Source organism: Lentzea cavernae (assembly GCF_014653695.1).
Taxonomy (GTDB): domain Bacteria; phylum Actinomycetota; class Actinomycetes; order Mycobacteriales; family Pseudonocardiaceae; genus Lentzea; species Lentzea cavernae.
The window spans coordinates 179,156-204,706 of record NZ_BNAR01000009.1; the positions used below are offsets into that span (position 1 = coordinate 179,156).

The 25,551-nt window shown below is 67.4% G+C and carries 26 protein-coding genes and 2 tRNA genes; 16 read left to right on the top strand and 12 right to left on the bottom strand.

From position 1 onward, the window contains the following. The first annotated feature begins 24 nt into the window (after window positions 1-24). From IE307_RS27995 to IE307_RS28010, 4 genes are all read left to right on the top strand, one after another. Window positions 25-1,968, top strand: a complete 1,944-nt coding sequence (locus tag IE307_RS27995) for an acetoacetate--CoA ligase (protein ID WP_191302359.1) — start codon at window positions 25-27, stop codon at window positions 1,966-1,968. A 155-nt stretch (window positions 1,969-2,123) separates the two neighbouring features. After that, window positions 2,124-2,213 (top strand) — tRNA-Ser (locus IE307_RS28000). A 42-nt stretch (window positions 2,214-2,255) separates the two neighbouring features. Further along, window positions 2,256-2,331 (top strand) — tRNA-Arg (locus tag IE307_RS28005). 113 nt (window positions 2,332-2,444) lie between these two features. Further along, window positions 2,445-2,933 (top strand): hypothetical protein, encoded by a 489-nt coding sequence (locus IE307_RS28010; protein ID WP_191302360.1) that lies wholly within the window; start codon window positions 2,445-2,447, stop codon window positions 2,931-2,933. Between the two features lie 35 nt (window positions 2,934-2,968). Here IE307_RS28010 and IE307_RS28015 read toward each other — a convergent pair whose 3' ends face one another. Further along, window positions 2,969-3,529, bottom strand: coding sequence for an RDD family protein (locus IE307_RS28015; protein WP_191302361.1), 561 nt, complete (start codon window positions 3,527-3,529; stop codon window positions 2,969-2,971). Window positions 3,530-3,665: 136 nt separating this feature from the next. Between IE307_RS28015 and IE307_RS28020 the strand changes: the two genes are divergently transcribed. Both IE307_RS28020 and IE307_RS28025 read left to right on the top strand, forming a co-directional pair. Further along, window positions 3,666-4,508, top strand: a complete 843-nt coding sequence (locus IE307_RS28020) for an SAM-dependent methyltransferase (RefSeq protein WP_191302362.1) — start codon at window positions 3,666-3,668, stop codon at window positions 4,506-4,508. Between the two features lie 60 nt (window positions 4,509-4,568). Beyond that, window positions 4,569-4,895, top strand: a complete 327-nt coding sequence (locus IE307_RS28025; protein ID WP_143091403.1) for a hypothetical protein — start codon at window positions 4,569-4,571, stop codon at window positions 4,893-4,895. Here IE307_RS28025 and IE307_RS28030 read toward each other — a convergent pair. After that, window positions 4,879-5,700, bottom strand: coding sequence for a serine hydrolase domain-containing protein (locus tag IE307_RS28030; RefSeq protein ID WP_191302363.1), 822 nt, complete (start codon window positions 5,698-5,700; stop codon window positions 4,879-4,881). The two genes, IE307_RS28025 and IE307_RS28030, sit on opposite strands and share 17 nt — an antisense overlap. Window positions 5,701-5,723: 23 nt before the next feature. On the opposite strand from IE307_RS28030, the gene IE307_RS28035 reads away from it, so the two are divergent. After that, window positions 5,724-6,635: a ribonuclease Z gene (locus tag IE307_RS28035; protein WP_191302364.1), complete on the top strand. Its 912-nt coding sequence runs from the start codon at window positions 5,724-5,726 to the stop codon at window positions 6,633-6,635. On the opposite strand, the gene IE307_RS28040 is transcribed toward IE307_RS28035, so the two are convergent. Beyond that, window positions 6,580-7,437 carry an NAD-dependent epimerase/dehydratase family protein gene (locus tag IE307_RS28040; protein WP_191302365.1) on the bottom strand — a complete coding sequence of 286 codons (858 nt, stop codon included), beginning with the start codon at window positions 7,435-7,437 and terminating at the stop codon, window positions 6,580-6,582. The genes IE307_RS28035 and IE307_RS28040 overlap by 56 nt on opposite strands. A gap of 66 nt (window positions 7,438-7,503) precedes the next feature. Here IE307_RS28040 and IE307_RS28045 point away from each other — a divergent pair, with 66 nt between their 5' ends. Further along, window positions 7,504-7,713 carry a hypothetical protein gene (locus tag IE307_RS28045; RefSeq protein WP_191302366.1) on the top strand — a complete coding sequence of 70 codons (210 nt, stop codon included), beginning with the start codon at window positions 7,504-7,506 and terminating at the stop codon, window positions 7,711-7,713. 192 nt (window positions 7,714-7,905) lie between these two features. Here the strand turns inward: IE307_RS28045 and IE307_RS46975 are convergent, their stop codons facing one another. Beyond that, a complete protein-coding gene (locus IE307_RS46975) occupies window positions 7,906-8,046 on the bottom strand; it encodes a hypothetical protein (protein ID WP_229905126.1) in 141 nt (46 codons plus the stop codon). Between IE307_RS46975 and IE307_RS28050 the strand changes: the two genes are divergently transcribed. Beyond that, window positions 8,026-9,318 (top strand): ATP-grasp domain-containing protein, encoded by a 1,293-nt coding sequence (locus IE307_RS28050; protein ID WP_229905127.1) that lies wholly within the window; start codon window positions 8,026-8,028, stop codon window positions 9,316-9,318. The genes IE307_RS46975 and IE307_RS28050 overlap by 21 nt on opposite strands. Before the next feature lie 7 nt (window positions 9,319-9,325). Here IE307_RS28050 and IE307_RS28055 read toward each other — a convergent pair whose 3' ends face one another. After that, window positions 9,326-10,084, bottom strand: coding sequence for a hypothetical protein (locus IE307_RS28055; protein ID WP_191302368.1), 759 nt, complete (start codon window positions 10,082-10,084; stop codon window positions 9,326-9,328). Window positions 10,085-10,146: 62 nt separating this feature from the next. Here IE307_RS28055 and IE307_RS28060 point away from each other — a divergent pair, with 62 nt between their 5' ends. Together IE307_RS28060 and IE307_RS28065 are read left to right on the top strand one after the other, a co-directional pair. Beyond that, on the top strand, window positions 10,147-11,352 hold the full coding sequence (locus IE307_RS28060) for a DNA cytosine methyltransferase (RefSeq protein ID WP_229905128.1): 1,206 nt from the start codon (window positions 10,147-10,149) through the stop codon (window positions 11,350-11,352). 322 nt (window positions 11,353-11,674) lie between these two features. Then, window positions 11,675-12,895: a thioester domain-containing protein gene (locus tag IE307_RS28065; protein ID WP_191302541.1), complete on the top strand. Its 1,221-nt coding sequence runs from the start codon at window positions 11,675-11,677 to the stop codon at window positions 12,893-12,895. A 79-nt stretch (window positions 12,896-12,974) separates the two neighbouring features. Here IE307_RS28065 and IE307_RS28070 read toward each other — a convergent pair whose 3' ends face one another. Next, window positions 12,975-14,312: a BNR-4 repeat-containing protein gene (locus tag IE307_RS28070; protein WP_229905129.1), complete on the bottom strand. Its 1,338-nt coding sequence runs from the start codon at window positions 14,310-14,312 to the stop codon at window positions 12,975-12,977. Window positions 14,313-14,474: 162 nt separating this feature from the next. Here IE307_RS28070 and IE307_RS28075 point away from each other — a divergent pair, with 162 nt between their 5' ends. The 4 genes from IE307_RS28075 (at window position 14,475) to IE307_RS28090 (ending at window position 16,370) form a co-directional block, all read left to right on the top strand. After that, window positions 14,475-14,645 (top strand): antitoxin, encoded by a 171-nt coding sequence (locus tag IE307_RS28075; protein ID WP_191302369.1) that lies wholly within the window; start codon window positions 14,475-14,477, stop codon window positions 14,643-14,645. 81 nt (window positions 14,646-14,726) lie between these two features. After that, window positions 14,727-15,287 (top strand): putative glycolipid-binding domain-containing protein, encoded by a 561-nt coding sequence (locus IE307_RS28080; protein ID WP_229905130.1) that lies wholly within the window; start codon window positions 14,727-14,729, stop codon window positions 15,285-15,287. Between the two features lie 83 nt (window positions 15,288-15,370). Continuing rightward, on the top strand, window positions 15,371-16,201 hold the full coding sequence (locus IE307_RS28085; protein WP_191302371.1) for a Scr1 family TA system antitoxin-like transcriptional regulator: 831 nt from the start codon (window positions 15,371-15,373) through the stop codon (window positions 16,199-16,201). Window positions 16,202-16,214: 13 nt separating this feature from the next. Further along, entirely contained in the window at window positions 16,215-16,370 is a 156-nt protein-coding gene (locus tag IE307_RS28090) for a DUF397 domain-containing protein (protein WP_191302372.1), read from the top strand. On the opposite strand, the gene IE307_RS28095 is transcribed toward IE307_RS28090, so the two are convergent. Continuing rightward, window positions 16,367-18,475, bottom strand: a complete 2,109-nt coding sequence (locus IE307_RS28095) for a S9 family peptidase (RefSeq protein WP_191302373.1) — start codon at window positions 18,473-18,475, stop codon at window positions 16,367-16,369. The genes IE307_RS28090 and IE307_RS28095 overlap by 4 nt on opposite strands. Before the next feature lie 28 nt (window positions 18,476-18,503). Beyond that, entirely contained in the window at window positions 18,504-19,103 is a 600-nt protein-coding gene (locus tag IE307_RS28100; RefSeq protein WP_191302374.1) for a DUF4097 family beta strand repeat-containing protein, read from the bottom strand. Between the two features lie 187 nt (window positions 19,104-19,290). On the opposite strand from IE307_RS28100, the gene IE307_RS28105 reads away from it, so the two are divergent. Continuing rightward, window positions 19,291-20,004 carry a GbsR/MarR family transcriptional regulator gene (locus tag IE307_RS28105; RefSeq protein ID WP_191302375.1) on the top strand — a complete coding sequence of 238 codons (714 nt, stop codon included), beginning with the start codon at window positions 19,291-19,293 and terminating at the stop codon, window positions 20,002-20,004. A 405-nt stretch (window positions 20,005-20,409) separates the two neighbouring features. Here IE307_RS28105 and IE307_RS28110 read toward each other — a convergent pair whose 3' ends face one another. From IE307_RS28110 to IE307_RS28125, 4 genes are all read right to left on the bottom strand, one after another. Next, complete coding sequence (locus tag IE307_RS28110) at window positions 20,410-23,328, bottom strand: AfsR/SARP family transcriptional regulator (protein ID WP_191302376.1); 2,919 nt, start codon at window positions 23,326-23,328, stop codon at window positions 20,410-20,412. A 3-nt stretch (window positions 23,329-23,331) separates the two neighbouring features. After that, complete coding sequence (locus tag IE307_RS28115) at window positions 23,332-23,598, bottom strand: hypothetical protein (protein WP_191302377.1); 267 nt, start codon at window positions 23,596-23,598, stop codon at window positions 23,332-23,334. Beyond that, window positions 23,595-23,873, bottom strand: a complete 279-nt coding sequence (locus IE307_RS28120; RefSeq protein ID WP_191302378.1) for a hypothetical protein — start codon at window positions 23,871-23,873, stop codon at window positions 23,595-23,597. Before IE307_RS28120 ends, IE307_RS28115 begins: the two co-directional genes overlap by 4 nt. 489 nt (window positions 23,874-24,362) lie before the next feature. Further along, window positions 24,363-25,547 (bottom strand): thiolase family protein, encoded by a 1,185-nt coding sequence (locus tag IE307_RS28125; RefSeq protein WP_191302379.1) that lies wholly within the window; start codon window positions 25,545-25,547, stop codon window positions 24,363-24,365. Between the last annotated feature and the right edge of the window lie 4 nt (window positions 25,548-25,551).

Here is a 25,551-nt window from a genome sequence, read left to right on the forward strand (position 1 = left end):
TTGTGCCTGGGTTAGACAGGGGGCATGACCGACACCGACGTCGAACTGCTGTGGCGCCCGGACCCCACGAGGGACAACGGGATGACCGAGTTCCGCACCTGGCTGGCAGGCCGCGGGCACGACTTCCCCGACTACGAGTCGCTGTGGGAGTGGTCCGTCTCCGACCTCGAGGGGTTCTGGGGCGCCGTAGCCGAGTACTTCGACGTCCGGTTCCACTCCGCTGCCGAGCGCGTGCTGGGCTCCGCGGAGATGCCCGGCGTCCAGTGGTTCCCCGGCGCCACGCTGAACTACGCCGAACACGCGTTGCGCCGCGGTGCCGACGACGACCTCGCCGTGATCTTCCATCGCGAAGATGGCGTCGCCTCTTCTTTGACGTTCGCCGCGCTGCGTGCGCGCGTGGCCGCTTTCCGGGCCGCATTGGCCTCTCTGGGCGTCTCGCAGGGCGACCGGGTGGTGGCACTCGTCCCGAACACCCCCGAAGCCCTCATCGCCTTCCTGGCGGCCGCGTCCCTGGGCGCCACGTGGTCGTCCTGCTCCCCGGACTTCGGCGCCAGGGCCGTCGCCGACCGCTTCACCCAGATCGAGCCCGCGGTGTTCGTCGCGGTCTCCGGCTACGTCTACAACGGACGGTCCTTCGACTGCCGCCCGGTCGTCGAGGAGATCCGCGCGCAGCTGCCCGGCCTGCGCGCCACGGTCTTGATCGACTACCTCGACAACGGCTCCACCCTGCCGGACACGCACTCGTTCTCGGAGCTGATCGCTGCGAACGAGGGTGCCGCCCTCGAGTTCACACCGGTGCCGTTCGACCACCCGCTGTGGGTGCTCTACTCGTCCGGCACCACGGGCCTGCCCAAGGGCATCGTGCAGGGCCACGGCGGCATCGTCCTGGAACACCTCAAGATGCTCGGCCTGCACAGCGACCTGGGCCCCGGCGACCGCTTCTTCTGGTTCACCACCACCGGCTGGATGATGTGGAACTACCTGGTGGGCGCCCTCATGGTCGGCACCACCATCGTCCTGTACGACGGCAGCCCGGCCTACCCGTCGCTGAACACGTTGTGGCACTTGGCCGAACAACACCGCGTGACCTACTTCGGCACCTCGGCCCCGTACGTCCAGTCGTGCCTGAAGGAAGGCCTCGACCCGTCGGCGACCTACGACCTGACGGGCCTGCGCGTGGTCGGCTCCACCGGCGCACCCCTGACCCCCGAAGGCTTCCGCTGGATCGCCGACGCCGTGGGCAAGGACGTCCAGATCGCCTCGGTCTCCGGCGGCACCGACGTCTGCACCGCCTTCGTGGCGGCGTCCCCGGACCGCCCGGTCTGGCTGGGCGAACTCTCCTGCCGCGCCCTCGGCGCCGCCGTCCACGCCTACGACGAGGCCGGCACCGAACTGACCGACGCCGTCGGCGAACTCGTGATCACGGCACCGATGCCGTCCATGCCGGTCTTCTTCTGGGGCGACGAGGACGGCAGCCGCCTGCGCGACGCGTACTTCGACACATATCCCGGAATCTGGCGCCACGGCGACTGGATCCGCATCACCCCGCGAGGCTCGGCGGTGATCTACGGCCGCTCCGACTCCACCCTCAACCGCGGCGGCGTCCGCATGGGCACCTCGGAGTTCTACCGCGTCGTCGAGTCCGTCAACGGCGTCGCCGACTCCCTGGTGATCGACACCTCCGGCGTCGCAGAAGGCGAACTGCTCTGCTTCGTCGTCCTCGACGGCGTAACCCTCGCCGAAGTAGAACCCTTGCTGCGTCGCGAATTGCGCGCTTCTCTCTCCCCGCGCCACGTCCCGAACCGCTTCGTGGCCGTCACCGAGATCCCGCGAACCCTGAACGGCAAGAAGTGCGAGGTCCCGGTCAAGAAGATCCTCGCCGGCATGGCCCCGGACCAAGCCGTCAGCAGGGGCGCGCTCCGCAATCCCGAGTCACTCCAACCGTTCCTGGAACTCGCTTCGGAATGATCTAGGTCACTCCGCTCGCGCCGACCAGGCGTTTAACGCCCCTCGACCGCCCTCTGAACGTGCTCTGACCAGCACGTTCAGGTGTAGGAGGGGGGCGTTTTGCAACTCGGTTGAGGACCTGTGTAACCTATGTCCCGTGGCCAAGGATGGTCCCGGGAGGCTTCGCCTAGTCTGGTCTATGGCGCCGCACTGCTAATGCGGTTTGGGGTAACCCCCCATCCCGGGTTCAAATCCCGGAGCCTCCGCAAGGCCGAGCCTCTAGGGGATCGGTTACAATTGAATAGCTCGCGCTCGTAGCTCAACGGATAGAGCATCTGACTACGGATCAGAAGGTTGCAGGTTCGAATCCTGCCGAGCGCACCACTTCAAGCCCCAGCTGGACTTCGGTCCAGCTGGGGCTTTGTCGTGTGCCGGTCATTTCCCCACCTCCGGCACCAGGTCCGTCGACATCACAAAACCCAGATCGTGAGTTGCAGATGCTGCTGTGGGACTACGAGATGCGAGAAGTGCGGCCCCTGATCGACGCCCTGTCGCCGAGGCAGTGCTTCGCGCTCTCCGTGCGAGCGATCCGGCACGTCCTGGCGTTCGACCGGGGCGTGCTGGGAGAGGTGAATCCCGCGACCGCCGATTTCGTGCGGCGATCTCTCGAACTCGCCGACGAGGCAGTCGCGGCTGGTCGCAGCACGATCGGCGAGCCTGATGGGTACCTGGAGGAGATCGGTGAGCTCCTCGAGGACGACACGACGGACAGCGCCGGACCGTTGATCATGGCTCTGCTCAACCTCTACGGGGAGGTGGACACGGAGCCAGTACATGCGCTCGAGACGTTGTCCTCCACGTACGAAGTGGTGCTGGCGAGGCAGAGGATCGAGGTGGTCACCCCCGAGACCGAACGGCAGCACACCGCACTGGTCCAGGTCATCGCGGAGCAGAAGGAACTGGTGAGGTCGGCCTCCGCGACGTGATCACCGACGCCTGAACCGCCAGAGCGAACGCGCGATCAGGGCAGCCGGATCGAGTCGCGGTTCCGCAACCCCGCTTCGTGCAGCCGCCGGGTGGCCTCGTCGTCGATGCTCACCCTGCTGAGCGAACCGGGACCGACACCGCTGTACACGAAGGCGACGAGCAGCAACGGGAACAGCAGGGTGCGCACGAGCATGGCCCAGCAGGCCGCGAACCCGATGCGGCCACCGTCGCTGAGGCGGACGAGGCGGGTCCCGGTGAGCGCGGCGCCGACCGCGCGGCCGTTGCCGAAGAACAGGCCGTAGAGGACCGGCGCGCCGGCCAGCAGGCCGAGCATCAAGAACACCACCGTGCCCTCGGAGAACCCGAACTCGCGGTCGGCGAACGCGAAGGCGACGAAGCCGGCGCCCGCGAGGAGGAGGTAGACGACGAAGTCCACGAACCAGGCCAGCAGCCGCACCAACTCGCCCGCCGTGATGTAGAGGGTGCCGTCCTCGAACGTGTCGAGGCGTTTCGCGAGCCTCGGGCCGAACGCCTGCTCGACGTGCTGCTTGGCGATGTCCAGCCGGGTCGGCCGGCCGGAGCTGTCGACGGTCATTCGGTGTGCCCCCCGCGGCAGTGGAACGTGAAGATCCGAAAGTAGCCGATCCGTCCGCTTGGCGGACCGGGATCGTGGACAACTGGTTGAACCGGCTACTACGTTGGCCGCGAGCTCAACACGAAAGGCCGGACTGGTGAACACCTCCGTCGAGCAACAGGTTCGCGAGTACTACGACCACGCCGGACCCGCCTACCACGCGCTCATGGGGCAGTTCTGGCACCACGGGGACCTGGCGGCCGAGCAGGCGGGGCTGTCTCCCGAGGACGCGGCCAAGGCGTTGGCGCGCAAGCAGGTCGAGGCGGCGGGGCTGCGGCCCGGCGGGACCGGGCTCGACTTCGGCAGCGGGGTCGGTGGCACGGCGGTCTACATGGCCGAGGTCGCCGGTGCGAACGTCGTCGGGATCTCCAACAACGAGTGGCTTTCCGCGCAGGCGCGCAAGTACGCGGCTGAACAGAACCTCGCGGACCGGGCCGCGTTCCTGACGGTCGGCGACGAGGACTACAAGTCGCTCGTCGCGTGGCCCGGCGGGTCGCTGGACATGGTCAGCTTCTACGAGTCGGTGTGCCACCTCCCCGAGAAGGCCGCCTTCTTCGCGGCGGCGTTCCGGGTGCTGAAGCCCGGTGCGGCCCTGGTCGGGGTCGACTGGATCCGGCGGCCGTTCGGCGAGCACGTGACCGAGGAGCAGATCGCGCCGTTCATCGAGCCCGTGCAGGAGGTCATCTCCATCCCGCGGCTCGGCACGCTGGACGAGTACAGCGAGATGATGGCGGGCGCCGGCTTCGTCGTCGAGGTCGCCGAAGACTTGTACCCGGACGTGGAGTGCTGGGGCAGCACGCCGCCGGACGACGGCCAGGGCTGGGGCGAGTACGCCGGCGAGCAGGACACCGTGATCCACGACGGCAAGCGCGTGCTCGACGCCGCCCGTGCCGCCGGGGTGTTCTCGGTCGCGCGGTGGGTCGCGCGCAAGCCCGGCTGACGAACGCCCCACCGGGTGTCGGAGGGTGACGCACGCCCGAGCAGAAGGCAGAGTGGCGGCGTGGAGCAGCGGGAGATCATGCAGCGGGCGCTCGGCGTCCTGACGCTCAGCTACGACGGCGCCGGATCCAACGACTACCTGCGCATGGCGCTCAAGTCGTTGCAGGAGGGCGTGTTCAGCTACGAGGTCAAGGTCGACGGCGAGCTGAACGAGGCCGGCGCCCAGGCCCTCAAGCAGGCGATGGACCAGGTGCTGTCGCAGTTCGGCTGGTTCACCGCGGGGCTGCTCTACGCCTTCCACGGCGTTGCACAGGCGTACGAGAACGACTACGAGGACGCCGACGTGCAGGAGATCCTCCGGCAGCTCGCGCTCAGGCTCGCCGACTGAGGAGTTCCGCGCGGACGCCGTCGGAGAACGGCGTCCACGCCTGCACCGCCCACGGCCCGAAGCGCAGGTCGGTCAACGCGACGCAGGCGGCGGAGATCTCCGGGTCGACCCACAGGAACGTGCCGGACTGGCCGAAGTGGCCGAAGGTGCGCGGGGAGTGCGAGGTCCCCGTCCAGTGCGGCGACTTCGAGTCGCGGATCTCGAAACCGAGGCCCCAGTCGTTCGGCTTCTGCATGCCGTAACCGGGCAGCACGCCGTTCAGGCCTTCGAAGACGACAGACGTCGCCTCGCTCACCAGAGCAGCCGAGACCAGGCGCGGCGACAACAGCTCAAGAGCGAACAACGCCAGGTCAGCGGCACAGGACTCGGCCCCGGCGCCCGCCGAGCCGGTCAAAGCGGAAGAGCTCATCCCCAACGGCGCGAAAACGGCCTCGTGCAGATAAGTGGCGAACGGCATTTCGCACGCCTCGCCCACGAAAGACGCCAGCACGTCGAACCCGGCGTTCGAGTAGATCCGGCGCGTGCCGGGAGCGGCCTGCACCTCGGGCTTGTCGAACGCGTACCCGGCGGTGTGCGAGATCAGGTGCCGCACCGTCGCACCCTCGGGGCCGCAGGGCTGGTCCCACTCGACCGCGCCCTCCTCGACGGCCACGAGCACGGCGTACGACGTGAGCAGCTTCGTCACCGACGCGAGCGGGAACACGTGCTGTTGATCACCCAACGAGCCCACGACGGCCCCGTCCGCGACGACGGCGACCGCCACGTTCCCGACAGGCCAGGACGCTGCTGCTTCCACGCTCCGCATAGGACGCACGTTAACGTCAGGGGGTGACAGTCCGGGAACTGATCGTCCTGGGAACGGCCAGCCAGGTCCCGACCCGCCAGCGCAACCACAACGGCTATCTGCTCAGGTGGGACGGCGAGGGCCTCCTGTTCGACCCCGGTGACGGCAGCCAGAGACAGCTCCTGCGATCAGGCGCCGCTGCGAGCGACATCACCCGGATCTGCATCACCCACTTCCACGGCGACCACTGCCTGGGCGTGCCCGGCATCGTGCAGAGGCTCAGCCTGGACCGGGTCCCGCACACCGTCCACGCCCACTACCCGAAGTCGGGCGCCCACTTCTTCGAACGCCTCCGGTACGCCAGCGCCTTCTACGACGCGGCGGAGATCGACGAGGTGCCGGTCGAGGAGGACGGCGAGATCGCCAGGGGCAAGTTCGGCCGGCTGGAGGCCTACCGCCTCGACCACGGCATCGACAGCTTCGGCTACCGGCTCGTCGAACCGGACGGGCACCGCATGCTGCCCGAGAAGCTCAGGGAGCACGGCATCGGGGGCCCGCAGGTCCGCACGCTGCAGACCGAGGGCGAGTTCAACGGCGTCAAGCTCCAGGACGTCAGCGAGCCCCGCAAGGGCCAGCGGTTCGCGTTCGTCATGGACACCAGGCTCTGCGACAACGTCTTCGAGCTCGCCGACAACGCCGACATGCTGGTGATCGAGTCGACCTACCTCGCGCGCGACACCAAGCTCGCCGGCGACCACGGCCACCTCACCGCCCAGCAGGCCGCCCGCGTCGCCCAGGACTGCCGGGTCCGCAAGCTCGTCCTCACGCACTTCTCCCAGCGCTACGACGACCCGGCCGAGTTCCACGCCGAGGCCGCCGCCGAGTTCGACGGCGAGATCGTCATCGCGAAGGACCTGGACCGGGTGCCGGTGCCAAAGCGAGCCACTGGTCGGTGACGATCTCGTCCAGCGCTGAGGACCGGGGCTCCCAGCCCAGCGCCCGCAGCCGTGACGCGTCGGCCCGCAGCGACCGGGCCTCGCCGGGGACGGCGGGCTTCCAGCTCACGTCCACGGCCCGCCCGGTCACCGAGGCGACGGAGTCCAGCACGTCCCGCACCGAGGCGGGCGTGCAGCCGACGTTGTAGACCGACGACGTGCCCACCTCGCAGGCCTCCAGGGCCACGACGAAGGCGGCGGCAACGTCCCGCACGTGCACGAAGTCGCGCACGGCCGTCCCGTCGCCGTAGACCTCCATGCCGGGCGCTGTCCCGGCGGCGCACGCCACGGCCCGCGTGATCACCCGTGTGGTGTCCTTGTCACCACCTCCAGCGACGTTGAACAAACGGAGAGTGGTCGCCCCGATGCGTCCGGACCGCGCCGTCCACGCCACCACGTCCTCCGCTGCGGCCTTGGAGGCGGAGTACGGGGAGGACGGTTCCCTGGCCGACTCCTCGGTCAGCGGGGCCTCCGAGGGCCGGTACACCGTGCCAGTCGAAGCGAGCAGGAAACGTTGCCCTTGAAGACCTTTCAGGAGGTTCAGCGTCCCGCCGACGTTCGTCTCCCAGTAGGAAAGTGGATCATGAAAAGACTCGCGGACTCGTGCCGCGGCGGCCAGGTGGATCACGGCGTCCACGTCTCGCAACTCGAACGGCTCCGAGAGCCGCTGACAGGACGGAACAGGTTCATGTCCACGAACCCGCAGCTCACGCACCACGGCACTGCCGACGTACCCAGTGGCGCCGGTCACCAGAACTCGCACGAGTTGACCCTAAAGGTCGACGGTGACACGACCGATAACACTCGAGTGAGTTACCCCCATCGCGCTGTGCACACAAGCATCGCCGGGCTCCTGCACGATCACGCCGTGCACGAGTTCAAGCGGCAGGAGTTCCTGCGCAACGTGGCTGACATCGTGGGCGCCGCACCCGCACCGCAGCCAGCAGAGCTCACGGCGCCGTTGCCGTCGATCAACCCGAAGCGCAGCTTCCTCAACCGCGTTGACCAGGTCCTCCGGGACGCGGCACGCTCCCTGTGAGCAGCTAGATCATCGACTGATCACCTTGCTTCGAGGCTTGAGCCGACAGGCCCGTCGCAAGATTCATCCGGCCGTTGCCGGACCGTGCTTCGACACACATACCGGGTGGCTCTACGCTACGCGCTACCCGGCACTCGCCGGTCACGTCCTCCGCTTCTCTTAAGCGAGTTTTCGGCGATGAATCATGTCCTCTCAGCGCTCAACGAGCGCCTCGGCAAGTTGTTCGGTGACCGGCTGGTAGTCCTGGCCGGTGGCACCCGTCTGGCGAAGCGCGCGCATGAGCTCCATGCGCTCGGCGCTCGCCATACGCTCGTGCTCGATACCGACGATCACGCGCCGCTGCATGATTCGCAGATCGCCCGCTGGGTCTCGCTCGGCATCAAGGGCAGCCTGGTCGCGGTCGAGCAGCGCCGTCTCGGCAAGCTGCTGACCAAGCCGGGCGCCGAGGTCAAGGCGATCCTGGGCGACTTCGACCCCGAGGCCGAAGCGGTCGTGATCAGCACGCCGTACAACGAGATCAGCGAGTTCCAGGGCCGTCCGGTGCTCAACGCCCGGCAGCACGACTGGGTCGAGCTCGAGAACAAGACCACCATCGACGCGCTCTGGGACGAGCTCTCCGCCCGCCGCGCGCCCGCCATGGTGTTCGACCTCGACTTCGAACGCCTCTGGGGCGCCTCGGAGATCCTGGACCGCGGCGCGGGCGTCGTCTGGTCCGGTGACGGCCCGGCGATCAACGGCGGTGCCAACTTCGTGCGCCGCGTGCGGTCGTACGAGGAGGCCAAGGAGGCCTTCGACGTCCTCGCGCCCAAGTGCGACCAGGTCCGGGTCATGCCGTTCCTGGAGGGGATCCCGGTCAGCGTGCACGGCATCGTCTTCCCGGACGGCACCGCGGTGCTCCGTCCGATCGAGATGGTCGTGCCGCGCCGCCAGGGCCAGGCCAAGTTCCTCTACGCGGGCTGCGCGTCGTTCTACGACCCGCCCGTGTGGATCCGCGACGAGATGCGCAACCTGGCCCGCCGCGTCGGCGAGCACCTGCGCGAGACCGTCGGCTACCGCGGCACGTTCACGCTGGACGGCATCGCGACCGAGGACGGCTTCCTGCCGACCGAGATCAACACCCGCTACGGCGGCGCGATGGTGTGCTTCGAGGACGCCGTCCCGACGCTGCCGCTCGCGCTGGTCCAGGTCGCGCTCGTCGCCGGCTGGGACCTCGACGTCTCCTCGATGGAGTTCGAGGAGCTCGTCCTGCAGGCAGCGGACAACCACCGCGCCGGTGCCGTGGGCGCCAACGTGCGCGCCGTGCAGCCGGCCGAAGTGGACGAACGCCGCGTGATCTTCACGGGCTGGGCCTGCCGCCTCGCGCACGCCGACGAGCCCGCGCACGCCACGCTGCGGCTGAGCCCGTCGCCCATCGGCGGCAGGCTCGACCTCGACCTGCACCGCGAGAACATGCCCGTGGGCGCACCGGTGGCCGCGCTGACGGTCGCCGCGTTCGCGCTGGCGGACCAGGAGTGGGGGACGGGCCTCGGCGCCCTGGAACCCGCCATCGCGGTCGAGGACGAGGCTCAGGTCGAGCAGGCCGTCGAAGAAGCGGTCACCGCGTAGGAACGGCTCACCAGGCGCCCTCGTCCCCGTACGCGGAGATGAGGGCGAACCGGTAGCCCATCAGGGCCGCGGCGACCTCACGGGGCTGGTGCACCGGACGCACCAGCCCTTCGCCGAGCACCTTCGGCAGGTCCACGCCCAGCAGTTCGGGCGAGCCCTTCAGCAGCGCCACGGCGATCTCGGCGGCGTCCGCGAGCATCTCCTCGCCCGGCAGGTCGACCATGTCGGTCATCAGGCCGTGCACGAACGACGGCAGCTTGTCCGGCACCGCGCAGGCGAGCGCCACGAGGCACGCGACCCGTTCGGACGCCAGCGCCTCGAAGATCTTCGGCGCGCCCTGGGCGACGGCGTGGCGGGTCTGCGTCAGCCAGTCCGGAGCCGTGCGCGGCAGCTCGCGCCCGAGGGCGTTCCATCGGCGGTGCGTGCGCCGTCCGTCCTCCGTGAAGCCCTTGCCCGCCAACGCCATGGCGGCCAGCAGGAAGATCACCCGGTCCCGCACGTCGCCGGCGACCTTGTAGGACGCCCCCAGTTCCACCAGGAACGGCACGGCGCAGAACGAGGCCTCGGACACCGTGTCGTCGGTCAGCAGGCGCTCAGCGAGCTGTGAGAGCGCGTTCTGCCGCACGTCGGAGCTGGGGTCCATCAGGGAGCGCAGCAGGCGGGGCACGCGACCGGCGCCACCCCGGCCGTCGTAGACCTCGGCCCAGGAAATCCTGTCGAGCCCGCGCAACGGGTCAGGCCGTTGCCAGGCGCGCGGCAGCTCCATAGGCGGGAAAGGTACGGGATGTCACGGAAAGGTCTTCGGAGCCTCGCCCGTACGATCTCGCCGTGTCCTTCTCGGTGGCCGACATCTTCTCGGGTGCGGGCGGCATGAGCTACGGCTTCCACGCCCACCGCGACTTCCGGGTCGTCGGTGCCGCCGACGCGCAGATCGGCAAGCCGAGCTCGAAGCTGGGTTCGTTGCGGTGCAACGACACCTACCGCGTGAACATCGGCGTCGACCCGCTGGAGGTCGACCTCGGGAGGGTCTCGCCGGCGGCGTTGCGCGAGGTCTGGGGCCTGCGGCGCGGCGAACTGGACGTGCTGCTGGCGTGCCCGCCGTGCTCGGGCTTCAGCCGCATCACCTCGCAGAACCACCTGCGCGACGACCCCCGCAACTCCCTCGTGGGCCGGATCGCGGTCTACGCGCAGGAGCTGCGGCCGAAGGTCGTGCTGATGGAGAACGCCCGCGAGCTCGTCAAGGGAAAGCAGCGCCACCACTTCGACAGCCTCGCCGAGGAGCTCACCCGAATCGGGTACTCCGTCTGGGGTGGCACGCACATGTTGTCCAGGTTCGGCCTGCCGCAGCTGCGCGAGCGGACGTTGATGGTCGCCGTGGACGGCGGGTTACCGCTGCTCACGCTGGACGACCTGTGGGAGGGCCGGGTCGTCCGCCCGTCCGCGATCACGGTCCGGCGCGCCATCGGCAAGCTCCCGGTCCTCGCCGCCGGCGTCGCCGACTCCGAAGACCCCATTCACGTCTCGCCCACCTTTTCCCAGGACCGCAGTCTCGAAAGAATGCGCGCGATTCCCGCGAACGGCGGATCGTGGGCTGATCTGCTCCGCTCACCGGAGACCGCGGAGTTGTTGAATCCTGCACAACGCAAGATCGTCGAACAGCAGAACTGGGGTTCGCACCCCGATGTCTACGGTCGCATGTGGTGGGACGAACCGGCCAGGACGATCAAACGGGAATGCGGGCACGTCGGCAACGGGCGCTATGCCCACCCCGTCCAGCACCGGCTCTGCACGGTGCGCGAGATGGCGCTCCTGCAAGGGTTTCCGCGCCAGTTCCGGTTCGACGTCTCGATTCTCGGGAACGCCTACCGCCATGTGGGTGACGCCGTTCCGCCGCTCATCGCCTACCAGTTGGCCGGGCTGACCCGGTGGATTCTCACCGGTGACCGTCCTGAGCCCAGGGAGATGTGCCTGCGCGGCACCTCACTGCGTCCCGGCGACATTCGGCCGGTGGAAGTCGCCGAAATGGTGGCCTAGGTCTCCCAAGATCTTTGAACCGCGGCCGCCGATCATCCGTAGCGGTACGCGGCAATTGATAACTGTTCGGCAACGGATTTAACGTCACCTGACAAATCGAATGCATCACAGCCCTATCCACTGTGGACGCTGTGGGTGTGTTTCCGCTGATCACCCGTAGTGGGTGATGGTCTCCTCACCTCACTCTTACGTGTGTCACCCCATCGGATACCGTCCCGGTCGATTCCTGTCGGTTCAGTGTCGATGACGACGTGCCGACCGTCCGACGGATGACTGACTTCCCGCCGCGTTCGGGCTAACTTCAGTGAGCAAGAGGAGACCCATGGCTTCCCGGTTCAGGATCGGTGCCGCGCTGCTCGGCGCTGTCACCGCCCTCACCTTCTCGGCCCTTCCGGCCCACGCCGAGGTGAAGATCAAGCGGATCGACGAGGGCGAGTCCGGTCACGCCGTCTTCCTGAAGCCTGCCAAGGACAAGAAGGACCCGGTCCGGCAGGAAACCTCGGTGATGGCGCTGCAGATCGACGACGACAAGAACGGGACCACCAAGGTCCAGACGTACTGCGTCGAGCTGCCGACGCCCCTGCGCAAGGGCGACGTCCTCAAGGAGGTGCCGTGGGACAAGCACCCGAACCCGAACACCAAGTTCAAGGAGAACTCGGGCAAGGTGCTCTGGATCCTGAAGAACTCCTACCCGGCGAAGTCGGTCAAGGCGGTCAGCGACGCCTTCCCGATCCCGCACCTGGACAAGCAGGACATCATCGCAGCCACGCAGGCCGCGATCTGGCACTTCTCCGACGGTGCGGAGCTCGCTGACACCAAGGAGAACGACGGCGAGATGGTCGCGCTCTACAAGCGCTTCGTCGCCGACGCCAAGCCCGAGGCCGAGCCGAAGCCGACCCTGGTGATCGAGCCCGAGTCGCAGTCCGGCAAGTCCGGCGACAAGATCGGCCCGTTCAAGGTCACGACCACGGCCTCCGAGGTCAAGCTGACCGCGAACCTCCCCGAGGGCGTCACCATCACCGACGCGCAGGGCAACCCGCTTGCGGTGCAGAAGAAGGGCGACAAGCTCGCCGTTCAGGGCACGGGCGACAAGGTCTCCGAGTTCTTCGTGAACGTTCCGAAGGACGCGAAGGACGGCGAGGCCACGTTCAACCTCTCCGCTGAGGCCACGCTGTCGGAGGGTCGCCTCTTCATCGCCAAGGACAAGGCGTCCGCCGGTGAAGACGGTGTCGCCCAGACGCTCGTCGTCGCGCAGCCGCAGAAGGTCAAGGTCGAGAAGGAGGCCAAGGCCAACTGGAAGCTCGGCTCCGTGCCGACGCAGCCGACCACGACCACCACGACGGCTCCGGCCACCACGACCCCGGAGACCACCACCCCGGTGACCACCTCCACCACCCCGGCCAACCCGGCTCCGGGTGGCGGCGAGGACAACCTGGCCTCGACCGGTGCCTCGATCATGTGGCCGCTGCTCGGCGGTCTGGTCCTCGTCGGCGCCGGTGCCGGTGCGCTGTTCGTGGTCCGTCGCAAGAAGGCCGGCGCCTGATCTGAGGTAGCCGCCCCCAAGACGAACGCCCCCTGGTTCCGCGCCGGAGCAGGGGGCGTTTGCCTGTTCTCACAAGGGTTTACCGGCGGCTGATGCCCGCCACGTAGATGTCCCCGTCGGCGATCGCGACGTCCCGGTTCGTCGAGGCCCCCGAGAAGATCGCGCGGGCCGGGTCGCGGAAGTTCTCCACGATCTCGACGCGCTGCACCGGCTTGGCCGTCGGGATGACGGTCTCCGGCGACCAGAATCGACCCAGGCGCACCAGGTACGTGTTCACGTTCGGCTTGCCGTCCTCGGTCGCGTACACGCGCCACGTCAGCAGGTCCACCGGCTCGACCTCACGCGTGCGCAGGCCCCGTGCCACCTCCTTGGTCTCCCACTTGCGACCGTTCCAGGTCGACAGGTAGTTGCGCAGCGGGCCGCCCGCCTCGTCGCCGGAGAACCACAGCAGGAACGGCTGGCCGAGCGTCGTGCCGACCTGCTGGATGTAGTCGGGCGACTTGACGCCGTTCGGCAGGGTCAGCGGGGTCTCCGCGACCTTGAGGTGCTTCTCCTGGTCGGCGTCGTCGATCTGGGTGCCCAGGTCCTTGCCGGCGGCCGAGTAGAAGTGCCGGTTCTGCGGGTCGAACCACGTGTAGTAGATGTTGCGGTGGTAGCGGTCGTGCTTGTTGCCCTCGGGGCCACCGCCCGCGAGCGTGTAGACGATCCGCACGCGGCCGTTGTCCTCCTGGCGGAGCTGGCCGATGTAGATCTCGTTCATGTTGTCCGCACGGGCGGTCGAGCCGATCGCGAACCGGTCCCCGGTCAGGTCCGTGGAGGTCTTCCACGTCTTGCCGTTGTCCTTCGACACCACGTAGAGCATCGGACGCGTGTCCGTGGGCGTGGTGCCGTCGAGGTCGCGGGTCGTCTCGCGGTAGAAGACGTAGATCGTGCCGTCGCGCGTGACGAACGGCATCGGGTACGTGGCCGCGTTCTTCGAGATCAGCGTCTCTTCCCAGACGCCGTCGGCCGAGTGCGGCTGGGGCGAGCGGGACATGCGCAACTCGATGTTGTGCATGCCGCGGAAGATCAGCAGGTGCCCGTCCCTGGCCTGGACCATGGTCGGGTAGTTGTGGGCGTCCGAGGCACCGTCCGCGATCCGGTTCGGAGTGGACCAAGTGGACTTGCGGTGGTCGTACGACTGGACGTAGCTGTCCTCGTACTGGCCGGCCCACGAGATGAACGTCTTGTTCACCTTCTTGTCGAAGACCCCACCAGCGACCGGGCGCCGGTCACTGCGGGCCGCGACGTTCGTGGCCGTGGTCGTCACCGCGAACTCCGCTTTCCCCTGGAGATCGGCCGTGGCGTTGGCCGAGGGGACCGCGACGAGCGGCAACAGCAGCACTGCGGACATAACTCCACGCAGGAGTCGTGTCATCGAGCATCCTCCTGGTTCTGACCGCGAAGGCGGCCGACCAGGCGGCGGTAGCGACATCTTCGTTTCACAGAGCCGACTTGTCCAGGCGCAGTTAGCGTGATCGCGGCTATCAACACGCGGGGCCCACTCGGGTACCCTGCGTCAGGGACGAAGGAGCACCACATGAACTTCGACGAGATCAAGAACAAGGCCCTGGACCTCGCTGAGCAGAACCACGAGAAGGTCGACCAGGGCGTGGACGCCGCGGCGGGCTTCATCGCGGGCAAGTTCGGTCACGAACAGCAGGTCGACTCGGTCGCCGAGAAGATCAAGGACATCCTTCCAGGTGGATGAGTGAACTCCTTCAAAGCCACTGACGCTGGGCGGGTCACCTCCTCCGGAGAGACCCGCTCTCCTTCTGCCCGCAGGCCAGAGATGATCACCTGGCAGGGCCTCCACGAGCCACGGCTCGAGCAGGTCCGGCTGCTGCTGTCGAGCGACCAGCGCCTCCGTGCGTCCGGCCGCCTCGTCGCCGCCGGCCCCGACGAGCAGTTCAACGCCTCCTTCGAGGTGTCCGTGGGCGAGAGCGGCCAGGTCAACCGGCTGCTGCTGCGCACGGCGACGGTCCTCGAGGAACGCCAGTGCTCCCTGTCGCGGACCGAGGACGGCGCCTGGCTCGTCGACCACGGCCAGGGCAGCAAGCGCGAGACGTTCAACGACGCGTTGGACGTCGACGTCCAGTTCGCCGTGCTGTTCAACGCCATCCCGATCAGGCGTCTGGGGTTGCACCGCGAACCGAGCGAGCACGCGCTGCCCGTCGTGCGGGTGTCGCTGCCTGACCTGTCCGTCCGTGCCGTCACCCAGACCTACAAGACGGTGTCCGTGGGGGACGACGTCTCGGTGGTGCGGTTCAAGAGCGGCGGGTTCGAACAGAACATCAAGGTCGACCCCAACGGCCTGGTGCTCGAGTACCCGCTGATCTCGAAGCGGATTTAGAGCAGCTCCAAGAAGTACTTCCTTCGTGGCGAGTCGTGTCCGAACGATGGAAGAGCGAGGTCCTGGGGTTCTAGCTTCCGACCATGCCGAAACGATTCTCGAGCGTGGTCGGTCGCTCGTTCGGTGATGCCGTCCGTGACGTCATCCAGGCCACCGGCATGTCCCAGCGCAGGATCGCCGAGATGCTCGACTGGGAGCAGGCCAAGGTCTCCGACCTGGTCAACGGCAAGGGTGGGGTCACAGAGGTCGAGCTCGCGATGCTGCTCGGCCTTTGCAGGGTCCTGCCGGACGAGGCCCGCCACCTGCTCGCGCTCCACCGGGAGTCGAGGGAGAAGGGCTACCTGGTCTTCCCCGAAGACGGGATCCCCGACCAGGTGCGGTCGTTGATCGATCAGGAGCGCCTCGCCAACAAGATCACCATGTGGTCGATGAACCTGATCCCGGGCCCGCTGCAGATCCCCGAGTACATCAGCGCTCTCATCGAACGGTCCGTTCGCGCCAAGACGGTGAAGGCCGAAGAGGTCATCGCTGCGAAAACGGCGCGCCAGGGGATCTTCCACTACAGCAGGGACTTCATCTTCTACCTCCACGAGCAGGCTCTGCGACTGCCGGTGGGAGGTCCCGAGGTGATGCGGAACCAGTTGCTCCACCTCCTCTGCATGGGCAACCGGAACTACGTCACCATGAGAGTCGTGCCCACCGCCTTCGGAGCACACGCAGGACTCTCCGGCTCGTTCCGGCTGCTCAACTACGACAAGTTCGAGCCGGTCGTGTTCACCGAGACCGAGAACTCCAGCCTCTTCGTCGAGGACAAGGCATCTCTCACCACCTATGTCGACGTGCTCAGATTGCTCGACGGTCAAGCTTTGTGTGCGGGACAATCGAGGGAGCTGATCACCAGCATCCTGGCTTGAGGAGGCCCTCGGCATGTCGATGTGGCGCAAGAGCAGCTACAGCCCGGTGGACAACTGCGTCGAGGTGGGCCACGGCGTCGGCATCCGGGACAGCAAGGCGCCGACCACGCACCTGCCCGTGTCGGACGAGGCGTGGTCAGCGTTCCTGGCTGACGTGAAGGCCCGCTAGACCATCTCTCCCAGCACCTCGGGGTCGATCAGGATCGGCGCCGGTCGGTACGCGGGCGGCTCCACCCCCATCAGCGCGCGCACGAGGAAGTCCCAGGACTTCGTCCGCACGAACGCCATCCGGTCGAGGTACAGGTGCTCGGCGCCCGGCACGATCACCAGCTCGAACTCCTTGCCGGCGGTGATCAGCGCGTCCGCGAGCCGCAGCGAGTGGTCGGGGTGCACGGTGTCGTCGAGTTCGCCGTGCACCAGCAGGAGCTTGCCCTGCAACCGGTCCGCGATCTCGACGTTGGAGGCGCGCAGCCAGGCCTGCGGGTTGTCGGCGCCGTCGACGTTCTCGGCCCAGCCCAGTCCGATGCACCGGGCGTCGTGCGAACCCGAGAGCGCCACGGCGGCCTTGAAGGTCTCCGGGAAGGCGAGCACCGCCCGTCCCGCGGCGAACCCGCCACCGGAGTGGCCCATCACGCCGACGCGCGAGAGGTCCATCCACGGCCGCGACTCGGCCAGCTGGTGCAGCGCGGCGACGTGGTCCTCCAGGCTGCCCGCGTCGGCCAACCGGCCGTACGACACGTCGTGGAAGGCCCTCGAGCGGCCCGGCGTGCCGCGTCCGTCCAGTGCGACCACCACGAAACCGAGTGCTGCCAACGGTTCGGCGTCCATTCCCATGCCGCCGGGGTCGAAGCACGGCTCGACGCGGTTGACCTGCGGGCCGGGGTAGACGCTGTCCACCACCGCGTAGCTGCCGGACGGGTCGAACCCGCGGGGCTTGTAGAGCACGCCGTAGATGTCGGTGGTGCCGTCGGCCGCCTTGACGCGGAAGCGTTCCGGCGCGGTCCAGCCCGTGGCGAGCAGGCGGGTGATGTCGGCCTGCTCCAACGAGACCAGCACTTCCCCTGACCACGAACGCACGGTCGTCACCGGAGGGGTGTCCACAGTGGACGCTGAGTCGACGAAGCATTCGCCGTTCGGGGACGCGGTGACGACGTGGTCAAGCGAGTCGTCCGTGACGACGGCGAACCCGGTGCCGTCCAGCCCGACCCGGCAGACCGTGCGCCGGTACGGGTCCTCGGCGATGAGCCCGGACGCGGTGAAGTACACGATTCCGTCGCTGACGTGCAGGATCTCGCGGACCAGCCACTGACCCGAGGTGACCTGGCCTAGCAGGTCGCCGCTGTGCAGGTCGTAGCGGTAGAGGTGGCCCCAGCCGTCGCGCTGCGAGAACCACAGCACCTCGTCGTCCACGACCCGGACCAGGGGCGCGCCGTAGATCAGCTGGTTGGGGCCGACGCGGTTCGCACCCGTCTCGCTCACCACGACGCGCACCTCGCCCGTCGAGGCGTCCATCCGGTTCAAGGTCAGCGTGTGCTGGTCGCGGGGGCGGGAGAGGAAGTAGACCGCCGCGCTGTCGTCCGACCACCACGCCCAGCCCGCCGTGATCGGCGAGAACTCCGGCATGAGCAGCGGTGCGCACTGCGCGAAGACCGTCGTGCCGGCCTCCACGTCGAACACGACGAACTCGGCCAGCGGCACGGCGGCGTCGCCGGGGTAGGCGTAGTGCTGGGTGTGGGTGACCGGGGCGCCGCCGCCGGCCGGGCGTGACTCGATGAGGTGGGTCTTGCGGACGTCGCGCTGGTCGGTGCGGTGGGCGAGCACCTTGGACGAGTCCGGCGACCAGGCCAGAGCGGGCGGCATGTGCGGCAGGCCGAACTTGCGCATCAGCGTGCCGTAGCTCATGGCGTCCGGGCCGTAGCCGTACCCATGACCCTCGACGCCGTCGGTGGTGAGCGCCCGTTCGTTGTCGCCGGAACGGGCCCACAGGTCGTGTCCGCGCCGCGACACCGCCGTCTTGCCGTCGGGCGACGACACCTCCAGGGGGTTGCCCGGCGCCGCGATGAACGGCATCGGGTCGAAGTTCGGGGTGCGCGTGCCGGCGGCCGGGTCAACGACGACGAACTGCCGGTCGGCGCCGTCGCGGACCTGGTACCAGAAGCGACGGCCGTCTTCGATCCACTGTGGACGGACCTTGTCGCCGACGACGAGCTCGCCGGGAGCGGCGGGGCGACGGAGGAGTTGTTCTGCGGCTTGGTAATGAGCGTCGGTGATCACGGTTTTCTCCCCAGTGAGTTTCGGAAGGTCAGAGGCTGCGAGCGGTGATGTCGCCGTGGGACGTGGTGGCGCGGATGGTGATGGCGTCCGTGCCGTCGTTGCGCAGCGAGTTGCTGATGCGGCCGTGGGCGGTGCCGGCGTCGAGCGAGGCGGAACGTGCGGTGGCGACGGTGATGTCGCCCTTCAGCGTGCTGATCTCAGCGGATCCGGTGAGGCGGCCGACGGTGACGTTTCCGGCCTGCGTCGTGAGCCGGACGTTGGCGGCCTCGTCGATCTTGATGTCGCTCTGCGCGGCCTCGAACGCGATGTCGCCGAGGCGGCCCACGCCGCGGAACTCCGCGGCCGCCGCCTTGGCCTCAACCCGTGACCCGGCGGGCAGCTGGACGGTGACCTCGACAGCGCCTGAGGAACCGAGGACTTCGTTGCCCGGCAAGGACTTGATGTGCAGGACGCCGTCGGTGAAGTCGACCGAGATCCTTCCGGCGGCCTTGACGTCGCGGCTCTGGGAGGCGTTGGCGGGCAGGACCTCGACAGCGGTGTCGGCGCGGTCGGCGGCGATGAACTGGACCCGGCCGGCGGGGATGTCGAGAACGGCGGCGATGGGGGCGGGGGTGGCGAAGGTCTGCATCTCTGACTCCTGCGGCTCGGTGTTTCTGATGGGCGAAACGCTACGTTGCGTTTCCAGATCGAACCAACATCCTCGTTGCGACGAGACTGAGTAATAGCAGCTAGAAGTGCTGATTTCGTTGCAACGGGATGTAGAACTAATGCAACGCACGTTGCAATGACATGTAGCTGAACGCTATGCTCCGCGCATGCCAGGAGGCCGACTCACCCAGCAGGACCGCCGCCAGATCGCCCTCGGCCTGGCCGACGGCCTCGCGTACGCGGAGATCGCGAGAGGCCTCGACCGGCCGACCTCGACGATCACGCGCGAGGTCATGCGCAACGGAGGCCCGGCGGGGTACAAGCCCGACATCGCCCACCTCGCCACCGAACACCGCGCCCAGCGCCGCAAGCAGGCGGCGCCCAAGGGCAGGCAGGCCCCGGAACGCGCCGACGGCCGCGACCCGGAGGCGGTGCGGGAGTTCGAGGAGGTGTTCTCGGGCATCTTCGTGAGCCAGGGCCTGCCGAAGATGACGGCGAGGGCGCTCGCGAGCCTCTACGCCACCGACTCCGGCAGCCTGACGGCGTCAGAACTGGTGGGACACCTGCAGGTCAGCCCCGCGTCCGTCTCGAAAGCCATGGCGTACCTGGAAAGCCAGGGCCTGATCGCCCGCGTGCGCGACGAACGCCGCCGCGAACGCTACGTCGTCGACGAGGGCGACATCTGGTACCAGTCGATGATCGCCAGCGCGGCCGGCACTACCAGCCTCGCCGAGGCCGCGCGCCAGGGCGTCAGCAGCCTCGGCCCCGGCACGCCCGCGGCCACCAGGCTGGAGAACATCGCGCGGTTCCTCGACTTCGTCAGCGAGGCCATCGTGCGCGCAGCTGAGCAGGCACGCGAAATCCTGCACCCCAAGGACTAACGCGGTCCTGCGGGTCGTTGATCTGGGGTATTTGCCTTCTCCGCAGTGGTTGCGGTGAGCTAGGGGATCGTGCTCTGGCTGTCAATGACAGTGAACGGATCGCCGCGGAACGCCTGCTGTCGTCGTACGATGGACAGCGCCTGGCTGAATGATCAGTCGGGTTGAGTTCGTGGGTGCACGCCGCGGACGAGTTCGTCTCCGCGATCCACATCGTGTCCACATCTCGTCCACACCGGCATGCAATCATCGGCAGCAAGCCTGAGCTTGACTGTTGATCGCGGTGAGCGTGGGCGCGGCAGACATCGCTGGACACGATGTCTGCCCCTAGCGAGAAAGTGCCCCCGGACAGGTGATGTTCGGGGGCACTTGTCATCGTTGATTCGCGCACTAGCACTTCAATTGTGTTTATAAGCCCCAAGTGGCGGTGAAGGCTGCGCGTTCGTTGAGGACCTGTTCGGATTTGGGTAGACCCAGTTCTGTGAGCCTGATCTGAGCTGCGTCTTCGTGGAGCGTTGCGTGGCCGAAGCGTCCGAGCTCTCGCAAGCTTTTCGCGAGACCTTGGTGTGCACGGAGTTCGTGGTCGCGATTGTCCGCAGCGGCGGCCAGGTCCAGCGCGGTTTGGTAGTGGCGGTGCGCCTCGGCGTGCGCCCCCTGGGACAACGCTGTTCTGCCGCAGTCGAGGTGGAGGCGAGTGCGTAATCGCACTTGAAAGCTGGTCGTCAGCTGCTTCTCGGCTCGTTCGTGGTGGTGGGCCGCATCGGAAGGCTGACCGGACCGCAGGTACACGTTGCCGATGTCGTTCAGTGCATACGCGGCTGCGCACTGGTCACCGGCTTCGGTCGCGTACTGATACGCCAGCCTGTGACTTGTGAGGGCGTCATCGAGCTGTCCGAGCAACTGCTGCACCGAGCCGAGGCCGTTCAAGATGTGCGCCTCTGCTCGCATGTCTCCGGCTGTGTGCGTCATCTGGAGTGCAGATCGGAAGTTTCGACGTGCGATGTCGAGATTGCCTTGCGAACCGTTGAGGAAGCCGAGTAGACCTAGTGCTCGAGCTTGGCCACGCGAGTCATCGAGCTGCTCATAACGTGCCAGAGCCTGATCGAGGTGTGCGATCGCTTCTGTGTTCCTGTCTTGTTCTATTGCGGGGATCGCGAGCACACTCAACGCATCGGCTTCTCCCCTTGCATCCCCCAGTTTGGCCCACAACGTGCGTGATCGGGTGGCGATGGGTAAGGACTCCGCGAGCTTTCCTTGCTGGGCAAGTGTTACCGCGACCAAGAGCGACAGCTGAGCTTGGCTGTAATCGTCTCCCGAAACGATCGTGGCTTGCCATGCGAGCTTCAAACTTTCAAGGCAATCCTCTGCCCGGCTCATCGCGTTGAGGTGCCGCCAGGTCAAGACTGCGAGCCGCCAGCTGTGCTCAGGTAGTCCATGCGTGGCCGCGTAACGGATCGCGGCTGTCAGGTTGTCGCGCTCGGCGGTGATCCACCCCCGTGCTTCGACTTCCCTCGAGAACTGCAGCGCAAGTGGGCTCACCTGGCCTTCCGATGGAGAGACCATGCGGTCGAACGGGTATCCGACGCTCACCGCACCTGCGAGCGTCACGAGGTAGAAGTCGAGCAAGCGCTTCAGAGCATCAGCGGGGGGTTTGTCGACGGCAGCGAACTCCTTGACGGAATCCAGCATCTGGTAGCGGTGCGGTGCGATCTCTTCGAGCAGACAGACCTCGTGCAGGTCGTGGAGCAGTAGACGAGTGTGTCCGATGCCGAGACCCGCCAGAGCTGCCGCACCGATGATGTCGACGTCAGGGCCCGGCAGGTGCCCGAAGAGGTGGAAGACCTGCTGCAGCTGATCGTCGAGCTGCTGATAAGAGGCGCGGATGGCGGTGGTGTTCTCCCGCCATGATCTGCTGTCGTCCATCAGATCGAGCAGGTGGTCGAGTGACCACCTGTCGTGCTTGCGTAGCAGTGCGGCCGCGACGGTGATAGACACGGGTAGGTATCCGCAGCGCTTCACCACGCGGGCGACGTCCTCCGGCCTGCTACGCCTGCGATTCGGGTCGGTCAACGTCAGAAACAGTGACTCGGCTTCGTCCGATGGCATCGGGGTCAGCCGGATGTGCTCGCTGATGTCCGGCTCACCCATCTTGCGGCTGGTGATGACGGCCAAGCAGTCGGGTGCTTCGGGCAGCAGTGGCCGGATCTGCTCTGGTGAGGCCGCGTTGTCCAATATCACCAGTGTTCTCGTGCCGTAGAGCTGGGCTTGGTAGAGCGTTGCCTTCCGCCCGACGGTGTTCGGGATCTGCTCGGCCGGCACACCTAGTTCCGTGAGCAGTTGGGTCAATGCCTCAGACAGGGACAACGGCATCACGCCCGGCGTGAATCCGTTAAGGCGCACCAGTACTTGGCCATCCGGGAAGCGGTGCCGCAGGCGGTGCGCGGCCTCGACGGCCAGTCCGGTCTTGCCGACACCAGGGGCGCCGCTGATCCACACCGCGCGCCGTTCCCTCACCCCGGCCGCGGCGCGTGCTGCCGCCTCGATCGTGTCGAGTTCGTTCGAGCGTCCGGTGAACCCGCCTGGGCGTGACGGGAGTGAATTGGCCGGCTCTCCTCGACGGGCGCGTTCCGCGAGCTTGCGCAGCGTCGTTCCGAGTCCGAGTCCCAGATCGGCCAGAGTCTCCGAGACAGTCTCGAACGCCTTGAGCGCGCCAACTCGGTCGCCGTTGGCGATCAGCGCGCGGATCAGGAGTTCGGCGTACTTCTGGTTGTCCGGGTTGGTGCGGAGGGCGCGGCGCATCCGGTCGCGGGCCGAGCGGTGGTCACCGGAGAGCAGTTCGAGTTCGGCGAGGTCACCGAGCGCGTCGAAGTACGCCTCATCCGGCGGGATGACCTCGGCACCACCGACCCTGTCGATGTCGATGTCCTCCAGGAACTGCCCACGCCACAACGACACCGCCATGCGCAGCAGGCCGACGGCGAGCTGCTGCTCGTTGTCCTGCAATGCCTGCGCGGCTTGAGCACGCAGCCGCTCGAAGCGGACCGCGTCGATCAGGTCTTCGTTGACGCGCAGCACGTAGCCAGTGGCCGTGCGCTCGATTTCCACGCCGGTGCCGTCGAAAGTCTTGCGCAACTTGTTGACATATCCGCGCACGAGGGCCTTGCGCTCATGCTCCGGCCACACGATCTCGGCGATCCGTTCAGGTGAAACGGGTTTGTTCGCGTTCAACAGCAGGACGACGAGGATGAAGCGTTGTTGCTGATCACCCAAGGGAACGGCGGTGTGGTCGTGCCACGCCTCGAACGGACCAAGAAGATGGAACTCCATGGTTCACTCGCCACGACGTTGTAGATGGCGCAAGTGGTCCCACAGGGCGAGGACGGCTGCGGCCTCGTCCGCCGACGGATCACACGCCTCGATGAGAGCTTGGACTTGAGACCGGCTGCGCGGTATTCTTTTCCGCTCTTTCATGATCAGCGCGTGGATCTGGCTTCGTGCTATTCCGGTTTTGCAGTGCACCTGACCGAAGCTGAGGTTGGCGTCTTTCCAGATCAAGCGGAGTAGCCGATAGAACTCCGCATCAGCCGGCTCGGTCACAAGAACTTCTCCGCATTGGGAAGCTCGGCGATATCGCGCACGATCCGGAGCCTCAAGAAGTCCATCAGGCGATGAGGGGTGGTGATCGCGAAGGTCAGGACGGCCACCGCAGCGCCGCTTTTGATGATGGCGGTGTCGATGTCGAAGCCGTTGAGCCACTGGAGGTTGAACGAGATCAAACCAGCGGTCACCAGAAGGGACTCGGGCAAGGTTATGCGGGCGCTCGCCCAGGTTGTGTTCCCGCGTGCAGGAACACGCTTCGTCTGGTCAGGCACGTACGGCCTCTCCGTGCAGCGGGGTCACCCCCGTGGGCTTGGGCTTGACTGCATGATCGCGGTGAGCGGTGGTTGCTGTGCCGCCGGTCAGGCTGGACCCCGATTCGACGTTGGCCCACAGAGTGCCCTAGCCAGTGGACCTTCGGAAGTCACATGGTCGACAAAGTGTCCACATACGGACCATTGCATGACCCGTTTCTTCTTCATGGATCCGGGAAACTGGTCAGCCATGGGACTATCCGATGTCTGAGTCCGGCGGAGTCGCGGCGCTCGCTCGCCAGGCGGTTGCTCAATGGATCGTATGAGCAGTAGAGCGTCGGCAGTTCCAAGTATTGCGTCCGTGAGCTGCGGCTATAAGCCGTTTGTCGGTCTCTCAGGTCCTGAGGATTCAACTTGGCATGGAATGTAGTTCGTCGTAGACGCCCGGCTGATGGGGTTTCCTGAAGGTCATCGAAGGTGGCCAGAACAACGGCTCACGAGGAAGAGGGGCTAAACGCGCACCGCCACGGCCACGCCCTGCCCGACACCCACACACGCCGCCGCAACCCCGACGCCGCCACCCCGAGCCCGCAGGTGGCGGCACAGGTCGATGATCACGCGCGGCATCGAGGCACCGAGCGGGTGTCCGTAAGCGATCGCGCCGCCGTGGACGTTCACCTTCTCCTTGTCGATCTCGGGCAAGTGGTGCACGACCGACAGGGCCATCGCGGCGAAAGCCTCGTTGATCTCCCACAGGTCGACGTGCTCGGCCTGCAGGTGCAGGCGCTTCAGCAACTTCCGGATCGCCGACACGGGCGCGATCGTGAACCGGTGCGGTTCCTCGCCGGTGGTCGCCGACCCGAGCACCTCGCCCAGCGGCTCGACCCCCAGCTCCGAGGCGATCGCCTCCGTGCCGAGCAACGCGGCGAGAGCGCCGTCGTTCAGGGGTGACGCGTTGCCGGCCGTCACCGACCCGCTCTCCGAGAACGCGGGCTTGAGCTTCGCGAGCTTCTCGAGGCTCGTGTCGGCGCGGACGTTCTCGTCGCGACGGATCGCCGTCCCGTCCGGGAGTTGCACGGGGAACGCGAAGCCCTCGTGCACGCCCGCGTCCCACGCTGCGGCGGCGCGGCGGTGCGAGCGGAGTGCGAAGTTGTCCATCTGCTCGCGCGTGATCCCGAGCTCGTGGGCCACGTTCTCGGCGGCCAGCCCCAGCGGCACGGTGAAGTGCTTGGGCATGCGCGGGTTCACGAGCCGCCAGCCCAGCGCCGTCGACACGGTCTCGAGGCGGTCCGGGAAGGCCTTGTCCGGGCGCGCGGTCACGAACGGCGCCCGCGACATGCCCTCCACACCGCCGGCGACGACCAGGTCGGCGTCCCCGGTGATCAGCGCACGGGCGCCCTGGATGATCGACTCGCCGCCGGACGCGCACAGCCGGTTCAGCGTCACGCCCGGCACGGAGACCGGCAGGCCGGCCAGCAGCGCGGCCATGCGGGCGACGTTGCGGTTGTCCTCGCCGGCGCCGTTCGCGTCGCCCAGCAGCACGTCGTCGATGCGCGCCAGGTCGAGCGACGGGTAGCGGCGCAGCAGGTCGACGATGGGCAGTGCGGCGAGGTCGTCCACCCGGATCCCGGACAGCCCTCCCCGGTACTTCCCGAACGGCGTGCGGGCGGCGTCGATGATCAGTGCGCGTGCCATGCCC

Bases quoted from the DNA above. Each gene is read 5' to 3' on its own strand.
- IE307_RS27995 (WP_191302359.1), top strand. From the start codon at position 25: ATGACCGACACCGACGTCGAACTGCTGTGGCGCCCGGACCCCACGAGG.
- IE307_RS28010 (WP_191302360.1), top strand. From the start codon at position 2,445: ATGCTGCTGTGGGACTACGAGATGCGAGAAGTGCGGCCCCTGATCGAC.
- IE307_RS28015 (WP_191302361.1), bottom strand. From the start codon at position 3,529: ATGACCGTCGACAGCTCCGGCCGGCCGACCCGGCTGGACATCGCCAAG.
- IE307_RS28030 (WP_191302363.1), bottom strand. From the start codon at position 5,700: ATGCGGAGCGTGGAAGCAGCAGCGTCCTGGCCTGTCGGGAACGTGGCG.
- IE307_RS28055 (WP_191302368.1), bottom strand. From the start codon at position 10,084: ATGGAGCTGCCGCGCGCCTGGCAACGGCCTGACCCGTTGCGCGGGCTC.
- IE307_RS28065 (WP_191302541.1), top strand. From the start codon at position 11,675: ATGGCTTCCCGGTTCAGGATCGGTGCCGCGCTGCTCGGCGCTGTCACC.
- IE307_RS28070 (WP_229905129.1), bottom strand. From the start codon at position 14,312: ATGACACGACTCCTGCGTGGAGTTATGTCCGCAGTGCTGCTGTTGCCG.
- IE307_RS28075 (WP_191302369.1), top strand. From the start codon at position 14,475: ATGAACTTCGACGAGATCAAGAACAAGGCCCTGGACCTCGCTGAGCAG.
- IE307_RS28080 (WP_229905130.1), top strand. From the start codon at position 14,727: ATGATCACCTGGCAGGGCCTCCACGAGCCACGGCTCGAGCAGGTCCGG.
- IE307_RS28085 (WP_191302371.1), top strand. From the start codon at position 15,371: ATGCCGAAACGATTCTCGAGCGTGGTCGGTCGCTCGTTCGGTGATGCC.
- IE307_RS28090 (WP_191302372.1), top strand. From the start codon at position 16,215: ATGTCGATGTGGCGCAAGAGCAGCTACAGCCCGGTGGACAACTGCGTC.
- IE307_RS28100 (WP_191302374.1), bottom strand. From the start codon at position 19,103: ATGCAGACCTTCGCCACCCCCGCCCCCATCGCCGCCGTTCTCGACATC.
- IE307_RS28105 (WP_191302375.1), top strand. From the start codon at position 19,291: ATGCCAGGAGGCCGACTCACCCAGCAGGACCGCCGCCAGATCGCCCTC.
- IE307_RS28110 (WP_191302376.1), bottom strand. From the start codon at position 23,328: ATGGAGTTCCATCTTCTTGGTCCGTTCGAGGCGTGGCACGACCACACC.
- IE307_RS28125 (WP_191302379.1), bottom strand. From the start codon at position 25,547: ATGGCACGCGCACTGATCATCGACGCCGCCCGCACGCCGTTCGGGAAG.